Origin of the sequence: Dactylosporangium sp. CA-092794 (genome assembly GCF_050948465.1) — a bacterium.
Lineage (GTDB): Bacteria > Actinomycetota > Actinomycetes > Mycobacteriales > Micromonosporaceae > Dactylosporangium.
On the sequence record NZ_CP192044.1, the window covers coordinates 437,073 to 454,075 of the forward strand.

The 17,003-nt window shown below is 71.9% G+C and carries 14 protein-coding genes; 3 read left to right on the top strand and 11 right to left on the bottom strand.

The window, feature by feature from the left end; genetic code table 11:
• Positions 1 to 149 precede the first annotated feature (149 nt).
• The gene (locus ACQPXD_RS01920) at positions 150 to 1,355 is read left to right on the top strand and encodes an MFS transporter (protein ID WP_432834186.1); all 1,206 of its coding nucleotides are present in this window, start codon (positions 150 to 152) and stop codon (positions 1,353 to 1,355) included.
• Positions 1,356 to 1,973: 618 nt separating this feature from the next.
• Here the strand turns inward: ACQPXD_RS01920 and ACQPXD_RS01925 are convergent.
• The 10 genes from ACQPXD_RS01925 to ACQPXD_RS01970 all read right to left on the bottom strand — a co-directional run bounded on the left by ACQPXD_RS01925 (position 1,974) and on the right by ACQPXD_RS01970 (position 13,224).
• Complete coding sequence (locus tag ACQPXD_RS01925) at positions 1,974 to 3,170, bottom strand: MFS transporter (protein ID WP_432834187.1); 1,197 nt, start codon at positions 3,168 to 3,170, stop codon at positions 1,974 to 1,976.
• Positions 3,167 to 3,715, bottom strand: a complete 549-nt coding sequence (locus ACQPXD_RS01930) for a TetR/AcrR family transcriptional regulator (RefSeq protein WP_432834189.1) — start codon at positions 3,713 to 3,715, stop codon at positions 3,167 to 3,169. The genes ACQPXD_RS01925 and ACQPXD_RS01930 overlap by 4 nt, the downstream gene beginning before the upstream one ends.
• Positions 3,712 to 4,272 carry a sugar O-acetyltransferase gene (locus ACQPXD_RS01935; RefSeq protein WP_432834191.1) on the bottom strand — a complete coding sequence of 187 codons (561 nt, stop codon included), beginning with the start codon at positions 4,270 to 4,272 and terminating at the stop codon, positions 3,712 to 3,714. Before ACQPXD_RS01935 ends, ACQPXD_RS01930 begins: the two co-directional genes overlap by 4 nt.
• A gap of 469 nt (positions 4,273 to 4,741) precedes the next feature.
• Entirely contained in the window at positions 4,742 to 5,269 is a 528-nt protein-coding gene (locus ACQPXD_RS01940) for a hypothetical protein (RefSeq protein WP_432834192.1), read from the bottom strand.
• Between the two features lie 122 nt (positions 5,270 to 5,391).
• On the bottom strand, positions 5,392 to 6,603 hold the full coding sequence (locus ACQPXD_RS01945; protein WP_432834194.1) for a hypothetical protein: 1,212 nt from the start codon (positions 6,601 to 6,603) through the stop codon (positions 5,392 to 5,394).
• An 8-nt stretch (positions 6,604 to 6,611) separates the two neighbouring features.
• A complete protein-coding gene (locus ACQPXD_RS01950; RefSeq protein WP_432834196.1) occupies positions 6,612 to 7,145 on the bottom strand; it encodes a SigE family RNA polymerase sigma factor in 534 nt (177 codons plus the stop codon).
• A gap of 144 nt (positions 7,146 to 7,289) precedes the next feature.
• Positions 7,290 to 9,761 carry a DUF2334 domain-containing protein gene (locus tag ACQPXD_RS01955; RefSeq protein ID WP_432834198.1) on the bottom strand — a complete coding sequence of 824 codons (2,472 nt, stop codon included), beginning with the start codon at positions 9,759 to 9,761 and terminating at the stop codon, positions 7,290 to 7,292.
• Between the two features lie 161 nt (positions 9,762 to 9,922).
• Entirely contained in the window at positions 9,923 to 11,773 is a 1,851-nt protein-coding gene (locus ACQPXD_RS01960) for a spore surface glycoprotein BclB (protein WP_432834200.1), read from the bottom strand.
• A gap of 76 nt (positions 11,774 to 11,849) precedes the next feature.
• Entirely contained in the window at positions 11,850 to 12,056 is a 207-nt protein-coding gene (locus ACQPXD_RS01965) for a hypothetical protein (RefSeq protein WP_432834202.1), read from the bottom strand.
• Positions 12,057 to 12,483: 427 nt separating this feature from the next.
• Positions 12,484 to 13,224 (bottom strand): polyprenol monophosphomannose synthase, encoded by a 741-nt coding sequence (locus tag ACQPXD_RS01970; protein WP_432834204.1) that lies wholly within the window; start codon positions 13,222 to 13,224, stop codon positions 12,484 to 12,486.
• Between the two features lie 121 nt (positions 13,225 to 13,345).
• Between ACQPXD_RS01970 and ACQPXD_RS01975 the strand changes: the two genes are divergently transcribed.
• Together ACQPXD_RS01975 and ACQPXD_RS01980 are read left to right on the top strand one after the other, a co-directional pair.
• On the top strand, positions 13,346 to 14,215 hold the full coding sequence (locus ACQPXD_RS01975) for an LLM class F420-dependent oxidoreductase (RefSeq protein WP_432834206.1): 870 nt from the start codon (positions 13,346 to 13,348) through the stop codon (positions 14,213 to 14,215).
• 81 nt (positions 14,216 to 14,296) lie between these two features.
• Positions 14,297 to 15,241, top strand: a complete 945-nt coding sequence (locus ACQPXD_RS01980; RefSeq protein WP_432834208.1) for an NAD-dependent epimerase/dehydratase family protein — start codon at positions 14,297 to 14,299, stop codon at positions 15,239 to 15,241.
• On the opposite strand, the gene ACQPXD_RS01985 is transcribed toward ACQPXD_RS01980, so the two are convergent.
• Positions 15,201 to 17,003 (bottom strand): polysaccharide biosynthesis protein, encoded by a 1,803-nt coding sequence (locus ACQPXD_RS01985; protein ID WP_432834210.1) that lies wholly within the window; start codon positions 17,001 to 17,003, stop codon positions 15,201 to 15,203. The genes ACQPXD_RS01980 and ACQPXD_RS01985 overlap by 41 nt on opposite strands.

Genomic DNA, 17,003 nt, shown 5'->3' on the forward strand with positions numbered 1-17,003 from the left:
ACCCCAATCCCTCTGAGAGCGCTCTCAGGAGGATCGCGGCGATACCTACGCCCGTCAACGGAAGTCAACGCGATCCAACGAACTGTTAAGGGTCGGTTGAGCCTGATACCGGATAGCAAACCGTACGTACGTCTTGTTAAGGTCGTGCCATGCCAACCGGACCGCTGCGGCTGCTCGTGGTCGCCCAGCTCGTCAACACGCTCGGCACCGGCCTGTGGATGGTGACGAGCGCGCTGTACCTGACCCGCTTCGCCGGCCTGACGATCGCCCAGACCGGCGCCGCGCTCACCGTGGCGGCCCTGGTCTGCCTGCTGGCGAGCGTGCCGATGGGGTACCTCGCTGATCGGGCCGGCGCCCGCGGCGTGCTCGTGGCGGGCCTGGTCGCGCAGGCCGTCGGCACCGCCGCCCTGGTGCTGGTCGACTCGGTCTGGACCTACCTGCTGGTCGCCGTCCCGCTGGCCATCGCCGACGCCGCCCAGCGCGGCGCGAAGGGCGCGGTGATCGCCGTCGCGGTGCCGGCCGACCGGCGCGTGCACACCCGGGCGTACCTGCGCTCCGTCACCAACGTCGGCATCGCGGCCGGCTCGGCCCTCGCCGGCGTGGCCCTGGCGGTGGACACCCGCCCGGCTTTCATGGCCCTGATCCTCGCCGACGCGCTGACCTACCTGATCGCCGCTGCGCTGCTCAGCCGCCTGGCCCCGGTCCCACGCACGGCCAAGCGGCCGGAGGGCCCGCGCCTGATCGCGCTGCGCGACCGGCCGTTCCTCGCTTTCGTCGCCCTCGACGGCCTGCTGTCGACCCACTTCGGCGTGTTCGAGGTCGCGCTGCCGCTGTGGATCGCGCACCGGACGGATGCGCCGCACTGGCTGATCGCCGTCGTCTTCCTCACCAACACCACCGTCGTGGTCCTGCTGCAGGTCCGCGCCGCCCGCGGCACCGACCACCCGACCGGCGCCGCCCGCGCCGCCCGCCGCGCCGGGCTGGCCCTGTTCGCCGCATGCGCCCTCTACGCATTGTCCGGCCACGCCCACCACACGGTGACGATCACACTCCTCGTCGTCGGCGCCCTGACCCACGTCGTCGGGGAACTGTGGCACTCGGCGTCGGGCTGGGGCATCTCGTTCGGCCTCGCCCCACCGGACGCGCAGGGCCAGTTCCAGGGCGCGTACGCGATCGGCATGCAGTTCGGCCAGATGCTCGCCCCGCTCGTGGTCACCACCCTGGCCCTGGGCTGGGGCGGCCCGGGCTGGCTCCTGCTGGGCGCGACGTTCGCCCTGGCCGGCGCCGCGATGCCCCCGGTGGTGGCGTGGGCCTTGCGTAACCGCACCTTCCACCCGGAGCCCGTCGCCGCCTGACGTTCCCGACCGGCTCGATCGGCTCGATCGGTCCTGGGCAGACTTGAGCGGTCTTGGGAAGACTTGAGCGTATATGTCCAGACACTCCGTGTCCGGACATATACGATTTATACCCTGACGGGCGGCGAAACGGCCGCCGAGTAACCTGTCACGCCGCGGCGCACCCGCCGGCCTCCGCCGCACTTCGCGCAAGCCCTCGGGCGGCGGCTCCAGCCGGGCAGGTCAAGCGCCGGGCGGGTTGGACGCCGGGCGGGTTGGACGCCGGGCGGGTTGGACGCCGGGCGGATCGTGCGCTGGGCGCCACCGCGACCACAAGTCTCCGTGATCATGTGTGTCACCGTGGCCGCACCGCGGGTTCGTCATGATCGTGGAGACTTCTGGTACACAGGTGTACATCGTCGCTCCGTGATCATGAAAAACCCTTGGTGTTAGCGGCGGGTGCAGCATGATCGCGGAGACTTCCGGTCGCAGCGGGTGGGGCGGGGTGGCCGCGCGTTCGGCCGAAGGTGGCCGGCTCGCCGCCGCCCGCCGCCCGCCGCCCGCCGCCCGCCGCCCGCCGCCAGGCGCCAGGCGCCTGCCGCCTGGGTGCCTGCCGCCTGGGTGCCTGGCGCTGGGAGGTCAGTCGCGGGCCGTGGGCAGTGGGCGGACGGCGCCGGCGACGGCTGTGGCCAGGGCCAGGAGGACCGCGACGGCGGTCAGGGCGCGGACTACCGTCACGTGGTCGCCGAGGAAGCCGATCAGCGGCGGGCCGCTCAGGAAGGCGCAGTACCCGATCGATGCGACGACGCTGACTCGGGGTGCGGCCACCGCCGGGTCGTCCGACGCGGCGCTCATGCCGACCGGGAAGCCCAGGGAGGCGCCGATGCCCCAGAGCAGGGCGCCGGCGAAGGCGACCGCGGTGGCCGGGCCGAACACGAACAGCAGCAGGCCGGCCAGGCCGACGACGGCCATGGCGCGGACGACCGGGACGCGGCCGTAGCGGTCGAGCAGGACGGGGCCGAACCAGCGGCCCGCGGTCATCGCGGCCAGGAACACCGCGAACGCGAGCGTGCCCACGGCGGCGGGGGCCTGGTAGCCGTCGATGACCGCGATGCCGATCCAGTCGATACCGGTACCCTCCGCAAAGGCAAAGGCCAGCACGAACACGCCGACCAGCAGGGTGCGGGGCTCGCGCCAGAAGCGCAGCGTGTGCCGCAGGCCGCCGCCCGGTGCGGGCTGCTCGGCGGGGCCGTCGGGGGCGAAGTTGCGCACCGCGGTGACGGTGCTCGCGCCGACGAGCAGGGCGATCACGGTCAGATGCAGGGTGACCGGCACGTGCGCGGCCACCATGGCGGCGCCGAGGAGGGCTCCCGCGACGGTACCGACGCTGTAACCGGCATGGAAGCGCGGCATGATCGAGCGGCCCAGGCCGCGTTCGACGGCGGCGCCCTGGACGTTCATGGCCACGTCCCACGCGCCGTTGGCGAAGCCGAACGCGAACAGGGCCAGCACCACCGGGGCGACGCCGAGGCGGTAGCCGAAGGCCGCGCCGATCAGGGCGGCCGTCATCAGCGTCGCCATGACGGTGACGGTACGGCGGGAGCCGAAGCGGGCCACGATCGCGCCGGAGGCGACGAGCGAGGTGATCGAGCCGCCGGCGATGGCGAGCAGCACCAGGCCGAGCCGGGACGGGGCCAGGTGCAGCGCGTCGCGCACCTGCGGGATGCGGCTGGCCCAGCTCGCGATCGCCACGCCGGACCAGATGAAGGCGGCGTACGTGGCGCGGGTGGCGGGGCGGAGGTCGGTGTGGGTGGCGGTTTCCGGGGCGGCGGTCATGCGGCGGGTCCGATCGCTCGGTCGACGATGGCGCGGATGTCCTGCCGGGACACCGTGCCGGTCGACAGGGTCTTGTGCATCACCAGGCCTTCGATCAGGGCATCGACGCCCCGGGCCGTGGTCGGGTCGACGTACCGTTCGAGCACGGAGCGGCTGGTGCGCATCCAGGCCTCGGTGACCTCGCGCAGGGCCGGCTCGCGCAGCGCGGCCAGGTACAGCTCGTAGGCGATCGTCCAGTCCGTGTCGTCGGCGCCGGCGTCGCCGTCGATGAGGTCGGTGACCGCCGCGACGAGCTCCTCGCGCGTGCGTACGTCGTGGAAGTGGGCCTCGTAGATCACCGACATGCGCTGCGCGTGGCGCCGGAACGCCTGTTCGCGCAGGTCCTCGAGGCTGGTGAAGTGGTAGGTGAGGGAGCCCAGCGGTACGTCCGCCGCCTTGGCGATCAGCCGGTGGGTGGTGCCCGCGACCCCGTGCTCGGCGATGACCTCGATGGCCGCGTCGATGATGCGGTCCTTGCGGTCGGGGTCGTGCCGGCGGGTCGTCACCGCAGCTCGCGCACGATCCGGGCCGGGTTGCCGACCGCGACCACGTTGGCGGGCAGGTCCTTGACGACCACGGCACCGGCGCCGACCACGGTGTTGTCGCCGATCGTGACGCCCGGGCAGACGATGACCCCGCCGCCGAGCCAGACGTTGTCGCCGATGGTGATCGGGGAGCCGGCCTCCCACTTGTCCCGCCGCTGCTCGGGGTCGAGCGGGTGCCAGGCGGTGAGCAGCTGCACGTTCGAGGCGATCTGCACGTCGTCGCCGATCGTCACGCGGGCCACGTCGAGGCAGACCAGGCCGAAGTTCACGAAGCTGCGGGCGCCGATGAAGGTTTGGTACCCGTAGTCGAACTGCATCGGCGCGCGGATCTCGGTCTCCGCGCCGAGGCCGCCGAGGAGCTCGGTGAGCAGCTTGCGCTTGGTCTCGTGGTCGCCGGGGGCCAGCGCGTTGATGCGGTGCGTGAGCTCCTGCGCGCGCACGATCTCGCGCGCGGTCTCCTCGTCGCCCCGGTACAACTCGCCGTCAAGCATGCGCTGGCGCATCGACTTCTCGGTCATATGTACAAACGTACGCTCGCTATGTACGTCTGTACATAGCGGCGCCACGTCGGTGCTGGAACCGATAAGTCGGGCGCTCCGCGCCACGACTTATCGGATTTTTCGCCTGACGGGGCATATGTCGGATTCAGCGACCATTTGTCTCCGCGATCATGCGACTCCCACCGCCGCGCGGCCGGGTTTCCCATGATCGCGGAGACAAATGGTACCTATAGGTACATAGACCTTCCACGATCATGGAAAACGCGTGGTGCGGGTGGCGACTACAGCATGATCGCGGAGAGTTCTGGCCGCGCGGCCGCGAGGCCCGCTGGAATCAAGCCGATCGAGGGCTCGCCCGAGGGCGGCACGAAGTGGCGCGGCATTGGCAAGGTGGCCGGCAACGCTCGGTGGCCACCGGAGTGCTTGGCCGCGCGGTTGCGTGATGGCGCTCAACCGGAGGCCAGGCCGCGCCGCCGAGCCGGGGACTCTACGCGGCGGCGCCGGACGGGATTACGTGGGTGGCGCCCAGGCCCAGGCGCTGTACGACCAACGTGGCGATCTCCGGCGTCAGGTTTCGCGCGTCGGCGACGTTCCAGCCGTCGCCCGCCGCGTAGGTGGCGCCGGACCAAGTCGGGTGCAGGACCGGGATGACCGCCTGCATGACGGCCTCGAAGGTGTGGCCGTCGGCGACGGTGTCGAAGGTCGTGATGGTGACGACCGTGCCGTCGATCGTGCAGGTGCCCTGGTCGCGATACTGATAGACAGCATCTTCGTGCTTAGTGGCCCGGGTGTAGCCGTCGCAGCCGATCGCGGCCGCGACCTTGTCGGCGTTCTCGCCCAGGTAGGCCGGCTTGGTCAGCGCGCCGATCGCGTGCGGGGCCTGCCATCCGGCCAGGCCGGCGGCCGCGGCCAAGGCTACGGCGCCCAGGATGAGCCGGGGCCGGCGTGGGGTAGCGGCCTCGGTCTTGGGTTCGGGCTGGTCGACGATCGTGGCCACTGGCGTCCCCGCTTCCATTCCGGCTCATTCGGTACAAATCCAGGCTAGGTGCAAAACGGGTGCGGTTCTGTCAGCCGAAACGGCGCCGGCCGGCGCCCCGTCGAGGGGACACCGGCCGGCGTTGGGCGGGCGGCGGGGGGTCAGCCGGTGGCGCCCGGTGCGGCCTGCGTGATCGGGAACCAGGTGCCCCGGTCGGCCGGGTTGGCCAGCTGGGCACTGTCGAGGACCTTGCGCAGGTCGCTCGTCGACAGGCCGCCGTTGGTGTCGATCTCGACGAGGTACTTGCCGTCGGCGGTCATCTTGTAGCAGAGGTTCGCGTTGCCGGCGTTGCACGAGGCCGGGCCGGGCTTCTGGTGCGTCGAGTCGGTGAACTCGATCGGGTAGACCGCGACCCGCAGCGTCGGCGAGCCGGTCGCCGACGCGTCCACCGTCGCCTTCAGGTCGGTGTACGACGGGCGGGTCTTGATCAGCCGCAGGCTCGACGTCATGTACGTCGCGCCATTCGGGTAGTCATCCGTAGCGCCCACCGAGGTGAGTACGTACCCGGCCGGCGCCCAGGTCAGCTTGACCGGCACGGTGGCCGGCGCGGCCGGCGCGGCGGCCAGGCCCGACGCGATCTGCAGGAACTCGGCCTTGGTGAAGCCGTCCGGCGTCACCGCCGCCACGACCGCCCACGCGTTGTCGGCGTACTGCCAGGCCAGCGCGCCGTGCGAGGGCGAGTCGTCGCCGGGCTGGTAGTGCACGTCGGGGGCGTAGCGGCCGGGGCGGCCCTTCACCTGCACCGACTGGCCGTCGGCGAACCGCGACGGCTGGAATACGCCGGGGCGGAAGACGGTGACGAGGGCGCTCATGCGAGGCGAGGAGGCGACCACCTTGTCGTTCTGGCTCCCGTCGTAGAGGTCGTCCACCGCGTTGCCCCGCCGCACGTAGAGCTCCTGGTAGCCGGGGGTGACCAGGATCGGGCCGGTGATCGTGAACGGGCCGGTGGTGTAGCCGCGGAAACCGTAGGAGAACTTCGCCGCCGGGTACGCCAAGCCGGGGGCCGCCGCCGTGTCGGCCGTGGCCGGGTCGGCGGCCGCGGCCGAGGGCAGCGCCGTCGCCGGCACGGTGGCCGGCGCGGAGGCGGCGCCCGACGCGCCCGCGGTGACCGTGCCCTGGCCGGCGAACGCCTGCGGCAGGGTCACCGCCACGGCGACGGCGACGGCCGCGGCGGTGGCCGCGCCACCGGTCTTGAGCAGCCGGTGCCGCACCTGCGAGCGGCGGCCGGCGGCCACGACGTCGTCGACGTCGCGGCGCATCGGGGGCGCCTCGGTCAGGGCGGCGCTGCGCGCCTGCTCCATCAGATCGTGCATGTTCTGGCTCATGACGCCCTCTCGAAATGGCCCGGTCCCACGGCGGTGCCCAGCGGCTCGTCGACGCCGAGCCACTGGCGAAGCCGGTTGAGACCGCGTGCGGTGTTGGTCTTGACGGTTCCCTCCGGGCACCGCAGTGCCTCGGCGGTCTCCTGGACGCTTCGTCCCTCGAGGTAGCGCAGCACCAGCACGGCCCGCTGCTGCACCGGCAGCGCCCGCAGCGCCTCCAGCACCGTCAGCCGGTCGACCATCGCCGACGTCCCGTCGTGGGCCGGGGGCTCGGGCAGGGCGTCGCCCGCCGTGTGCTCCCGCCGCCACCAGGGGCGCCGCACCTCGTCGACCGCGGCCCGCACGACCATCGTGCGGGCGTAGCTGTCCGGTCTGTCGACCTTGCGCCAGCGGGTGTACAGCTTCGCGAGCGCCGTGCACACCGCATCCTCGGCCAACTGCCAGTCACCGCAGGTGAGGTACGCCAGGCCGCGCAGCTGATCCATCTGCGCGGTGGCGAACTCACGGAACGCCGCCTCGTCGTCACTGTTCACCGGTCAGGACTCCAATCGTCGCGGGGACTAGACGGGCGCAGCGTCTGGGCCGGTTTCAGCTTCACCGGACTTTTTCCGCGGAGCAATGCGACAAGTCCGGCGACGGCGTCACCGGACTTGTCGGATGTTTCAGATTTATCGGTACTACATGGCAGCGGCCGGTACGAACGTGTACCCGGCGGCCAGCACCCCCTCCACCGTCGTACGCAGGTAGCTGACGTCGACGTACGGATGGAAGAAGAAGCTGGCCACCCCGTCCTTGACCACCGTGTTCAGCTGGGCCGAGGCGATGATGTCGGGCGGCAGGTGCGCGGGGTGGTTGTTGAACGGCTCGAGCTCGATGTTGCCCAGGTTCTCCGGGTACGTCAGCACGCCGTAGATGTCACGCACCGTGTACGGGAAGAACTGGCCGATGATCCGCGTGTTGTCCAGCGGGCCGCCGCGCAGCGCGCCGACCGGGTACAGCCCGCGGTCGTAGCGGGTCGCGAAGCTCGCGGCGACCGCCCGGTTGTCCGGGTCGCTGCCGGCGTAGTGCGGGAACTCGAAGATCGTCGGCTTCGGCAGGCCGGCCGCGGCGAACGCGGCGAACGACGCGTCGATGCGGCCCTGCGCCCAGTCCTGCGAGTCCTCGGTGACCGGGCCGTCGTAGATCACGTTGTTCGTCACGGCGTCGACGTGCGCCAGGTAGAACTCGAAGTCGTCGGCGCTGACCCCGTTGTAAGGGTTGTCCTGCGTCGCGTACTGGTGGGTGTACCCATGCATCAAGAGCGTGCCCCCGTGGGCCTCCATGTTCTTGAGCGCGGCCACCACCCGCGGGCGGTCGGCGAGCGTGTAGTCCTCGGGCACGCCGCCGTTGTTGGCGCCCTTCGGGTCGACGTAGCGCGGGTAGACCGCGACCGTGAACGGGACGTTCTGGCTGGACAGGTACGTCGTGATCGCGTTGAGCTCGGCCGGGTCGGCGTCCGGCCCGACGTCCTCGATGCGCACCAGGGCCCGGTGCCGCTCGGCGGTCTGCGGCGCGAGCGCCTCCATCAGGACCTCGGCGAAGGCTACGTAGCGGTCGTCGGCGCTCATGTACGCATATGGAATCTCGCCCAGGTACGTAAAGTTGCCGGAGCGTACGCCCCAGGGCAGCGCCGAGCTGTCCGCGTCGCGCACCGCGTCGCCGATCGGGCTGGCCTTGGTCGCGTCGGTGATCGTCGTACCCATGATGCCGGCCATGTTCTGCGGGTCGCGGGTGAACGTCTTGCCCTCGTAGTTCACCTTCGACACGGCCGAGACGTCGAACTGCGTCCAGGTGAAGCCGCGGTTCGCCGCGAAGTTGGGGTCCCGGGCGGTGAGCTGCCAGATGTTGTCGTACGCCCAGATCACCGGCTTGCTCGTCGCGGTGACGTCGTCGAGGAAGGCCGGCGGGACCGGCTCGTCGTACGTCGAGCCCATGTAGATGACCGCTTGATAGTCATTCAGCTCGCCGGCGACGTAGTCAACCACCGGCTGCGCGGTCCAGTCGCCGAAGTGCGAGGCGAGGTTGGCGGTGGCGATGGCGTACTGCTCGCCGAGGAAGCCGTAGGGGCCGGTGGTGTCGTAGAGCACCAGCGTGCGCCCGGTCGCGCCGGGGATGCCGGCGCCGCTGCGGGCGTCGACCAGCGGGACGGCCGGCGTGCTTACCACCAGCGCCGCCGACGCCGGCGAGACGTTGCCGGCCTCGTCGAGCGCCTCGACGGTGAACGAGTACTGCGTCTTCGGGTCCAGGCCGGTGACCGTGCCGCTCGTCGCCGTCACGGTGAGCGCCGAGGGGCCGCCGAGGATGCGGTACGACGTGACGCCGCGGTCGTCCTCGGACGCCGCCCACGACAGCGCGACGCTGGTCGCGGTGACCTCGCCGGCCACCGGCGCGCCCGGCGCGGTCGGCGCGGTGACGTCCGGCGGGGGCGGCGGGGTCAGCGTGGTGAACGCGGCCGCCTCGCTGGCGGGCGACACGTTGCCGGCCGCGTCGACGGCCCGGACCGTGATCGAGTGCCCGGTCGACGGCGCCAGGCCGGACAGCGTGGTGCTCGTCGCCGGCGGGGCGCCGGTCAGCGTGGCGATCGGCGTGGTGGCCGTACCGTCGAACAGCCGATATGCGGTCACTCCGGTGTCGTCCGTGGCCTCGGGCCAGCTCACCGTGGCCCCCGTCGTGGTCACGTCGCTGACCGTCGGCGCCCCGGGCGCGCCCGGCGCCGTGCGGTCGGCGACGCCGGTGGTGAACGACCACAGGTACTGGTCGCTCAGCACGCCGTCGGCGCCCTTCACCTTGATCGTGATCGTGTAGCGAGTGGAGTCGGCGAGCCCGGCCCGCGGCACGAACGTGAACGTGTGCGCCGGGGCGTCGTACGTGTAGTACGACGGCACGGCCGCGCCGCCGGCGGTCTTCACGAAGGAGTACCGCAGCGACGCCGGGTCGGTGGCGTCGTTGAAGGTGATCGTCGGGTGGGCGGTGACCGGTACTGCCGTCGCCCCGTTCCTCGGGGTGACCGCGGCGACGCCCGGGGCCGCGGCGTGTGCCGCCGTCCCGAGCCCGCCCGCGGCGATGGCGCCGGCGATCGCCGACCCCACCAGCTTCACCACAGTGCGCACTGCTCGCTCTCCTCTGCTTCCGGATGGCTCCGGTTTATCCGGATAAATCCGGCCACTCCGTGACCAGATTTATCCGACACTTCGTATATGCGGCTTTGTTTGCGGATCGGCTGCAGCGAGGGCCCCGGCGCCGACCGGGGCCCTCGGCGGTTCCGGATGGATCAGCCGACCGGCGCGCAGATGACGAACGGCGTGATCGTCACGGTGCCGTTGCCGGTCTTGCTGAACGTGATGGACCACTGCTGGTTGGCCTCGTCGGTCTGCACCTTCGCCGAGGCGGTCTGCGAGAAGCTGGCCGACCCGGTCTTGGCCGACGTGTAGCCGGCGCCCAGCACGATGTAGCTCGCGCTGTTGCACGACAGCGTCATCGAGCTGTTGCCGCTGGACAACTGGACCGGTGCGCTGGCGACCTTGACCGTGCCGGCCGGTCCCGCCGGACCCTGCGCGCCGGTCGCGCCGGTGGCCCCCGCCGGGCCCTGGGCGCCGGCGGCACCCTTGATGCTGCCGATGCTGGACCAGGTGCCGGTGCCGGTTTTCTTGTACAGCGTGAAGTCGGCCGTGTTCAGGTACACGTCGCCGAGCGAGCCCAGGGCGGCGTCGGGGGCGCCGGCGCCGGTCAGCATCGACGTGCCGTTCGAGCCGTCCTTGCCGTTGCTGCCGTCCTTGCCCGCGGCACCGGTGGCACCGTCGGCGCCGTTCGCGCCCGTCGCGCCGTTGGCCCCGATGGCACCGGCCGTGCCGGTGTCGCCCTTGTCGCCCTTGTCGCCCTTCAGCGAGGCGAGCCACTCCTCCGGCGTGCCGGTGAACAGGCCGCTGTCGACCGCCATCTGGTAGGCGTCCTTGCCGTCGGTGCCGTGGCCGACGAGCGACTGCAGCCACTCGTCGACGGTGCCGATGCTGGGGTCGGCGGCCTTGGCGATGTCGTACGCGCTGGCGCCGGGCATACCGGGCAGACCCTGCACGCCGGCGTCGCCCTTCTCGCCCTGGTCGCCCTTGTCGCCTTTGTCCCCCTTATCGCCCTTATCGCCCTTCTCACCCTGCGGGCCGGGGGCGCCGTCCTTGCCGTTGACGCCGGGAATGCCCTGGATGCCCTGCTCGCCCTGGTCCCCTTTGTCGCCCTTTTCGCCCTGCTCACCCTGGGCGCCGGTGTCGCCTTTCTCGCCCTGAGCGCCTGTGGCGCCGGTGGCCCCGGTGTCGCCCTTTTCGCCCTGGGCCCCGGTCGCGCCCGTGTCGCCCTTTTCGCCCTGCGCGCCGTTGGCGCCGGTCGCGCCGTTGGCGCCGGTCGCGCCGGTGTCGCCCTTTTCGCCCTGCGCGCCCGTGGCGCCCGTGGCCCCGGTGTCGCCCTTTTCGCCTTGGGCCCCGGTCGCGCCGGTGTCACCCTTGTCGCCTTTATCACCCTTCGCACCGGTTTCGCCGGTCGCTCCGGCCGGACCGGTGGCGCCCGCGGGCCCCGCGGGCCCTGCGGGCCCTGCCGGGCCGGTGGCGCCTGCGGGCCCTGCCGGGCCGGTCGTGCCGGCCGGACCTGCGGGACCCGTCGCACCGGCCGAACCTGCCGGGCCCGTCGCGCCGGCGGGTCCGGTGGCGCCGGTGGCACCCTTCGGACCGGCCGGGCCGGTGGCGCCCGTAGCACCCGTGGCGCCGGTCGCGCCCTTCGCGCCGGCCGGACCCTGCGGGCCAGTGGCGCCGGTCGCGCCCTTCGCGCCCGCGGGGCCCTGGGGGCCCGTCGCGCCGGTGGCACCCTTGGCGCCGGCCGGGCCCGTTGCTCCGGTGGCACCCTTCGCGCCGGCCGGGCCCTGAGCGCCGGTCGCGCCTTGAGCGCCGGTCGCGCCCTTGTCGCCCTTGGGGCCCTGGTTGTTCCACTGGATTCGCTGCTCGCCGCTCTTGCAGCGCTCACCGCCCTGGTAATCGATGACGCGCAGCGCCCCCGTGCCGGTGTTGCGGCAGCCGGTGATCACGCCGGTGCCGCTGTCGGGCACCGCGCCGTAAGCGGCCGCGCCGACGCCGACGAGCACGGCCGCCGCGGTCGCGCCGATGGCGGCGATCTTCTGCTTCTTGGACTGGAACACGAGCTCTCCCGAATCTCTGGTGCTACTTGCCGATGACGACGACGCGCTCGGACGGCCGAAGCTGCGGTGGCGCGGGCGGCGCCGGCACCTCGCCGTTCTTCGCGGGCCGGCTCTCCGCGGCCGGCGCCGGCGCGGACGGGCCGTGGTGTGCCACGCCGAAGCCGATGCCGAGGCCCAGCGCGACCACGGCGACGCCGGCGGAAATGCCGAGGACGACCTTTTTGTGCACGGGTGACTCCTCAGTTCTCGGGCAGGGTGCAGCGACCGCCAAAAAGCGGGTCGGATTGGCGAGAAAATCGAGAGAGCGTCAGGAATGCGTTGTCGCACGCAAGAACGAACCCACCGGATCTCCCCTTGGAACATGAGTTGTTCGGGGCCGGTTTCGCCACTGGCTCCCCGCCGGGCCGATACGGCGACCAAAGGACGCCCGGCGGATCTCTGCCTTCCCGACAGCCCGTCGCCGGGCTGGTCCACTTAAGGTAGCGGCTCGGTTGCAGCCGCGTTGTCGGCAGCGCGGGACCCAACCGCCCGCCAGTCGGATGACAAGAGCGCCGAACAAGGATGACAAAGCGCGCCGAACAAGGATGACAAGAGCGCCGAATGCGCCGACGGCCGCGACACCCGGAGGTGCCGCGGCCGTCGGGAGGCGCGAACGATTACGGTCGAGCGCCGAACCGCAGCTTCCACGGCATCAGCGCCGACTCCAGCTGCACGCGCAGGCTCATCTTGGACGCGCCGGCGGTGCGCTCGCTGAAGCGGATCGGCACCTCGACGATCCGCAGGCCCTGCCGCACGGTGCGGTAGTTCATCTCGACCTGGAACGAGTAGCCGTTGCTGCGGATCGAGGCGATGTCGATGCGGCGCAGCGTGTCGGCGTGCCACGCCTTGAAGCCGGCCGTCGCGTCCCGCACGCCCATGCGCAGGATGGCGTTGACGTAGAAATTCGCCCACGCCGACAGCGCCTTGCGGTGCCACGGCCACTCGCCGGCGACGCTGCCGCCGGGCACGTAGCGTGAGCCGAGCACCACGCCCACGCCCTCGCCGGCCAGCGCATCGATCATCGCCGGGACGGCGGAGGTGGGATGGGACAGGTCCGCGTCCATCTGGATGAGGACGTCGGCGCCCTCCTCGAGCGCCTGCGACAGCCCCGCGATGTAGGCCCGGCCGAGCCCGTCCTTCGCGGTGCGGTGCAGCACGCCGACCAGGTTCGGCGACTGGGCGGCCAGCTTGTCGGCGACCTCACCGGTACCGTCCGGTGAGTTGTCGTCGACGACCAGCACCCGCAGGTTAGGCATCGACAACGCCGCCAGCTGCTCCACCAGCTGTGGCAGATTGTCTCGCTCGTTGTACGTCGGCACGACGACGGTGATCCGCTGAGGCCCGGCTGGCACTGGCATTCCCCTGTTGTCTGGCACGAAATCTCCTGGTTCGGCACCCTATCGGACGACGGGCCGAAGCGCGCCCCCAGGTAAGTCGATGCAATGGGCGGGGCCGCGGGAGGCGAGGAAGAATGGGCGCATGAAGCTGGGTCTGCACTACTGGAACTACGCGAAGCCTGCCGAGCCGATCGAGATCGGACCGACCCTGCGCGAGACGGCCCTGATCGCCGAGCAGTCCGGGGTCGCCGCGTTCTCCGTCATGGACCACTACTTCCAGATGGAGGCCTCCGCGCCGGCCGAGGAGCCGATGCTGGAGGCCTACACCACGCTGGGCTACGTCGCCGCCCTTACCTCCAGGATGAGCCTGGGCGTGCTGGTCACCGGCGTGATGTACCGCCACCCGGGCCTCCTGGCCAAGATCGTCACCAGCCTCGACGTGCTCTCCGGCGGCCGCGCGCGGCTGGGCATCGGCGCGTCGTGGTACGAGCGCGAGCAGCGCGGCCTGGGCGTTCCGGTCGTGCCGGTGGCCGAGCGTTTCGAGCGGCTCGAGGAGACACTGCAGATCTGTCTGCAGATGTGGAGCGGCAAGGTCGAGGAGTACCACGGTCAGTACTATCAGCTGACCGAGACGCTGAACTCCCCGCCCGCCATCACCAGCCCGCACCCGATGATCATGATCGGCGGCGGCGGCGAGAAGAAGACGCTGCGCCTGGTCGCCAAGTACGGCGACGCCTGCAACCTCTTCGCCACCTCGCCCGAGGACGTGGCCCGCAAGCTCGACATCCTGCGCGAGCACTGCGCTACCGAGGGGCGCGACTACGACTCGATCGTCAAGACCGCGCTGGCGGTGCGCCCGCCGCTGGCCGACGTCGACGGGTGGCTGGCCTACGTCGAGCAGCTCGCCGGCCTCGGTATCACCGAGGTGCAGACCATGCCCGAGCGCAACCCGGTCGAGTTCGCCACCGAACTGGCCGAGAAAGTCCTGCCCCGGCTCGCTTCGATCGGCTGAACGGCGGAGAAATCCCGGCCGAATCGTCCAAATCGCCCCAAAAGCGTCACTCACCCGCTTTTGGGGCGTTGGACTGGGACGATGAGAGTTCTGGTCACGGGCGGAGCGGGGTTCATCGGCGCGAATCTGTGCCGGGAGCTGGCGGCGCATCCGCGCGTCGCGGAGGTCGTGGCGTTCGACGACCTCACCACGGGTAGCGAACGCAACCTTGACGGCGTCGAGGCGCGGCTGGTCGTCGGGAGCATCCTCGACCGGCCCGCCATCGATGCGGCGGTGGCCGAGGCGGACGTGGTCGTCCACCTCGCCGCGCGGCCGAGCGTGCCGCGGTCGGTCGCCGACCCGGTGCGCAGCCATCTGGTCAACGCCACCGGGACCGTGCACGTGCTCGAGGCGTGCCGGCGGCGGGACACGCCGATCATCGCCGCCTCCTCGTCGTCGGTCTACGGCCCGACGCGGATCCTGCCCAAGCACGAGGAACTGCCGACCCGGCCGCAGAGCCCCTACGCGGCGAGCAAGCTGGCCGCCGAGTCGGCGGTGCTGGCCTACGGGGCCACCTACGGGCTGCCGGTGCTCGCGCTGCGGTTCTTCAACGTGTACGGCCCGCTGCAGTCGGTCGGGCACGCCTACGCCGCGGTCATCCCGACCTTCGCCGACGCCGCGCTGCGCGGGCAGCCGGTGCACATCCACGGCGACGGCCGGCAGACGCGCGACTTCACCTACGTCGGGTCGGTGGCGCGGCTGCTGACCGACGCGGCCGTGCGCCGGGTGACCAGCCCGACGCCGGTGAACCTGGCCTTCGGCACGCGCACCTCCCTGCTGGAGCTGCTCGAGCGGATCCGCGAGCTGGCCGGGCGGCCGGTCGAGGTGGTCTTCGACCCGGCCCGCCCCGGCGACGTGCGCGACTCCCAGGCCGACTCCGGCCGGCTGGAGGAGCTGTTTCCCGACCACCGGCCGGTGCCGCTGGACGCAGGCCTGGCCGAGACGGTCAGCTGGTACGAGCGGCAGATAGCGTCGGCACGTCGATAGCCACGTTCGGCACGACGCACAGGTCCGCCATCGCGCCGATCAGCCCGGCCGGCGAGGCGGCGACGGCGGTCAGCGCGCGGGCCAGCACCGGGTCCAGCGGCGGCACGGCGACGTGCGAGATGAGCGGGTGCAGCGGCCGCACGTCGGCCTCCCCGGCGCCGAACAGCTCCTCGTGCAGCTTCTCGCCGGGCCGCAGCCCGGTGTACACCACCTCGACTGGCGCCTCGCCGATGAGCTGGCGGGCCAGGTCGGCGATGCGCACGGGCGAGCCCATGTCCAGGACCAGCGCCTCGCCGCCGGCGCCCAGCGCGGCAGCCTGGATGACCAGCTGGACGGCCTCGGGGACGGTCATGAAGTAGCGCGTGACGAGCGGGTCGGTGACCGTCACCGGGCCGCCGGCGGCGATCTGCGCGCGGAAGGCGGTGACCACCGAGCCCCGGCTGCCCAGGACGTTGCCGAAGCGGACGTTGAGATGGCCGTGGTACGCCGTGAGCCGCTCGGTGATCCGCTTCGAGTACCCGAGCACGCTGATCGGGTTGGCCGCCTTGTCGGTGGAGATGTTCACCAGCCGCTCGACGCCGATGGCCGCGGCCGCCTCCAGCACGTTGAGCGTGCCCAGCACGTTGGTCTGCAGCGCCTCGGCCGGGTGGCGCTCCAGCAGCGTGAGGTGCTTGAGCGCGGCCGCGTGGAACACCACCTCCGGGCGGCGGGCGGCGAAGATCGCGCGGATCGTCGCGGCGTCGCGCAGGTCGGCCAGGATCAGCGACGGGTCGTCCAGCAGCGCCCGGCCGTGGATCGACAGCTGCACGGCGTGCAGGGCCGACTCGTCGCGGTCGAGCATCATCAGCTCGGCCGGGGCGAAGCGGTGCAGCTGCCGGCACAGCTCGGAGCCGATCGAGCCGCCGGCGCCGGTCACCAGCACGCGGCGGCCGGTGAGGTAGTCGCCGATCGCGGCCAGGTCGGTGTCGATCTGCCGCCGGCCCAGCAGGTCGGAGAGCCGCACGTCGCGGACCTCGTTGACGCTGACCGGCCGGTCGAGGGAGTCGTCGAGCGAGGGCAATACCTTGAGAAAATATGATGATAAGTCGGATAAGTCAGGACGCGAAGCGTCCGGACTTATCCGTGCCAGCTCAGAGCGCAGGTGGCGCAGGAGGGAGCCGTCCCCGTTGCGCACCGCGAAGATGATGCCGGCCGCGCCGGTCGAGGCCAGGGCGTCGCGCAGTTCGGGCATGCCGCCCAGCACCGAGATGCCGGAAATGCGCAGCCGCCGCTTGTAGGGATCGTCGTCGAGCAAGCCGGCGGCCCGGTAGCGGCAGTGCGGGTCGTGCCGCATCGCGCGCAGGAGGCGGTGCCCGGCCGAGCCGGCGCCGTAGATGAGCACCGGGACCGTGGCCCGCGAGGCGCGGCGGCGGGTCAGGCGGGCGAGGCGCACGGCCAGCATCAGCAGGAGTGCCGCGGCGCCCCCGGCCAGGGCGACGGTCTGGCGCACGGGGGACAGCGCGGTCAGCAGGCCGCCGGCGATGGCGGCGGTCGCCATCAGCGCGCGCAGCTCGGCCGCGGAGCCGTACTCGTATCGCCGCCGGTAGAGCCGCACCGGCCAGGCCACCGCCGAGTGCAGGGCCGCCGCCAGCAGGATGGTGCCCGCCGCGGCGGTCAGGGGCGGGCGGGGTGCGGACAGCGACAGGGCGAGCGCGAGCCCGCAGGTCCAGGCGTAGAGGTCAGCGGGCCAGTCCCCGGGCCCTGCGGGTCGGTGATCGTCCAC

Coding starts and splice junctions, on each gene's coding strand:
- ACQPXD_RS01970 (WP_432834204.1), bottom strand. CDS start 13,224: ATGCCAGTGCCAGCCGGGCCTCAGCGGATCACCGTCGTCGTGCCGACG.
- ACQPXD_RS01945 (WP_432834194.1), bottom strand. CDS start 6,603: ATGCACGATCTGATGGAGCAGGCGCGCAGCGCCGCCCTGACCGAGGCG.
- ACQPXD_RS01920 (WP_432834186.1), top strand. CDS start 150: ATGCCAACCGGACCGCTGCGGCTGCTCGTGGTCGCCCAGCTCGTCAAC.
- ACQPXD_RS01940 (WP_432834192.1), bottom strand. CDS start 5,269: ATGGAAGCGGGGACGCCAGTGGCCACGATCGTCGACCAGCCCGAACCC.
- ACQPXD_RS01980 (WP_432834208.1), top strand. CDS start 14,297: ATGAGAGTTCTGGTCACGGGCGGAGCGGGGTTCATCGGCGCGAATCTG.
- ACQPXD_RS01925 (WP_432834187.1), bottom strand. CDS start 3,170: ATGACCGCCGCCCCGGAAACCGCCACCCACACCGACCTCCGCCCCGCC.
- ACQPXD_RS01935 (WP_432834191.1), bottom strand. CDS start 4,272: ATGACCGAGAAGTCGATGCGCCAGCGCATGCTTGACGGCGAGTTGTAC.
- ACQPXD_RS01975 (WP_432834206.1), top strand. CDS start 13,346: ATGAAGCTGGGTCTGCACTACTGGAACTACGCGAAGCCTGCCGAGCCG.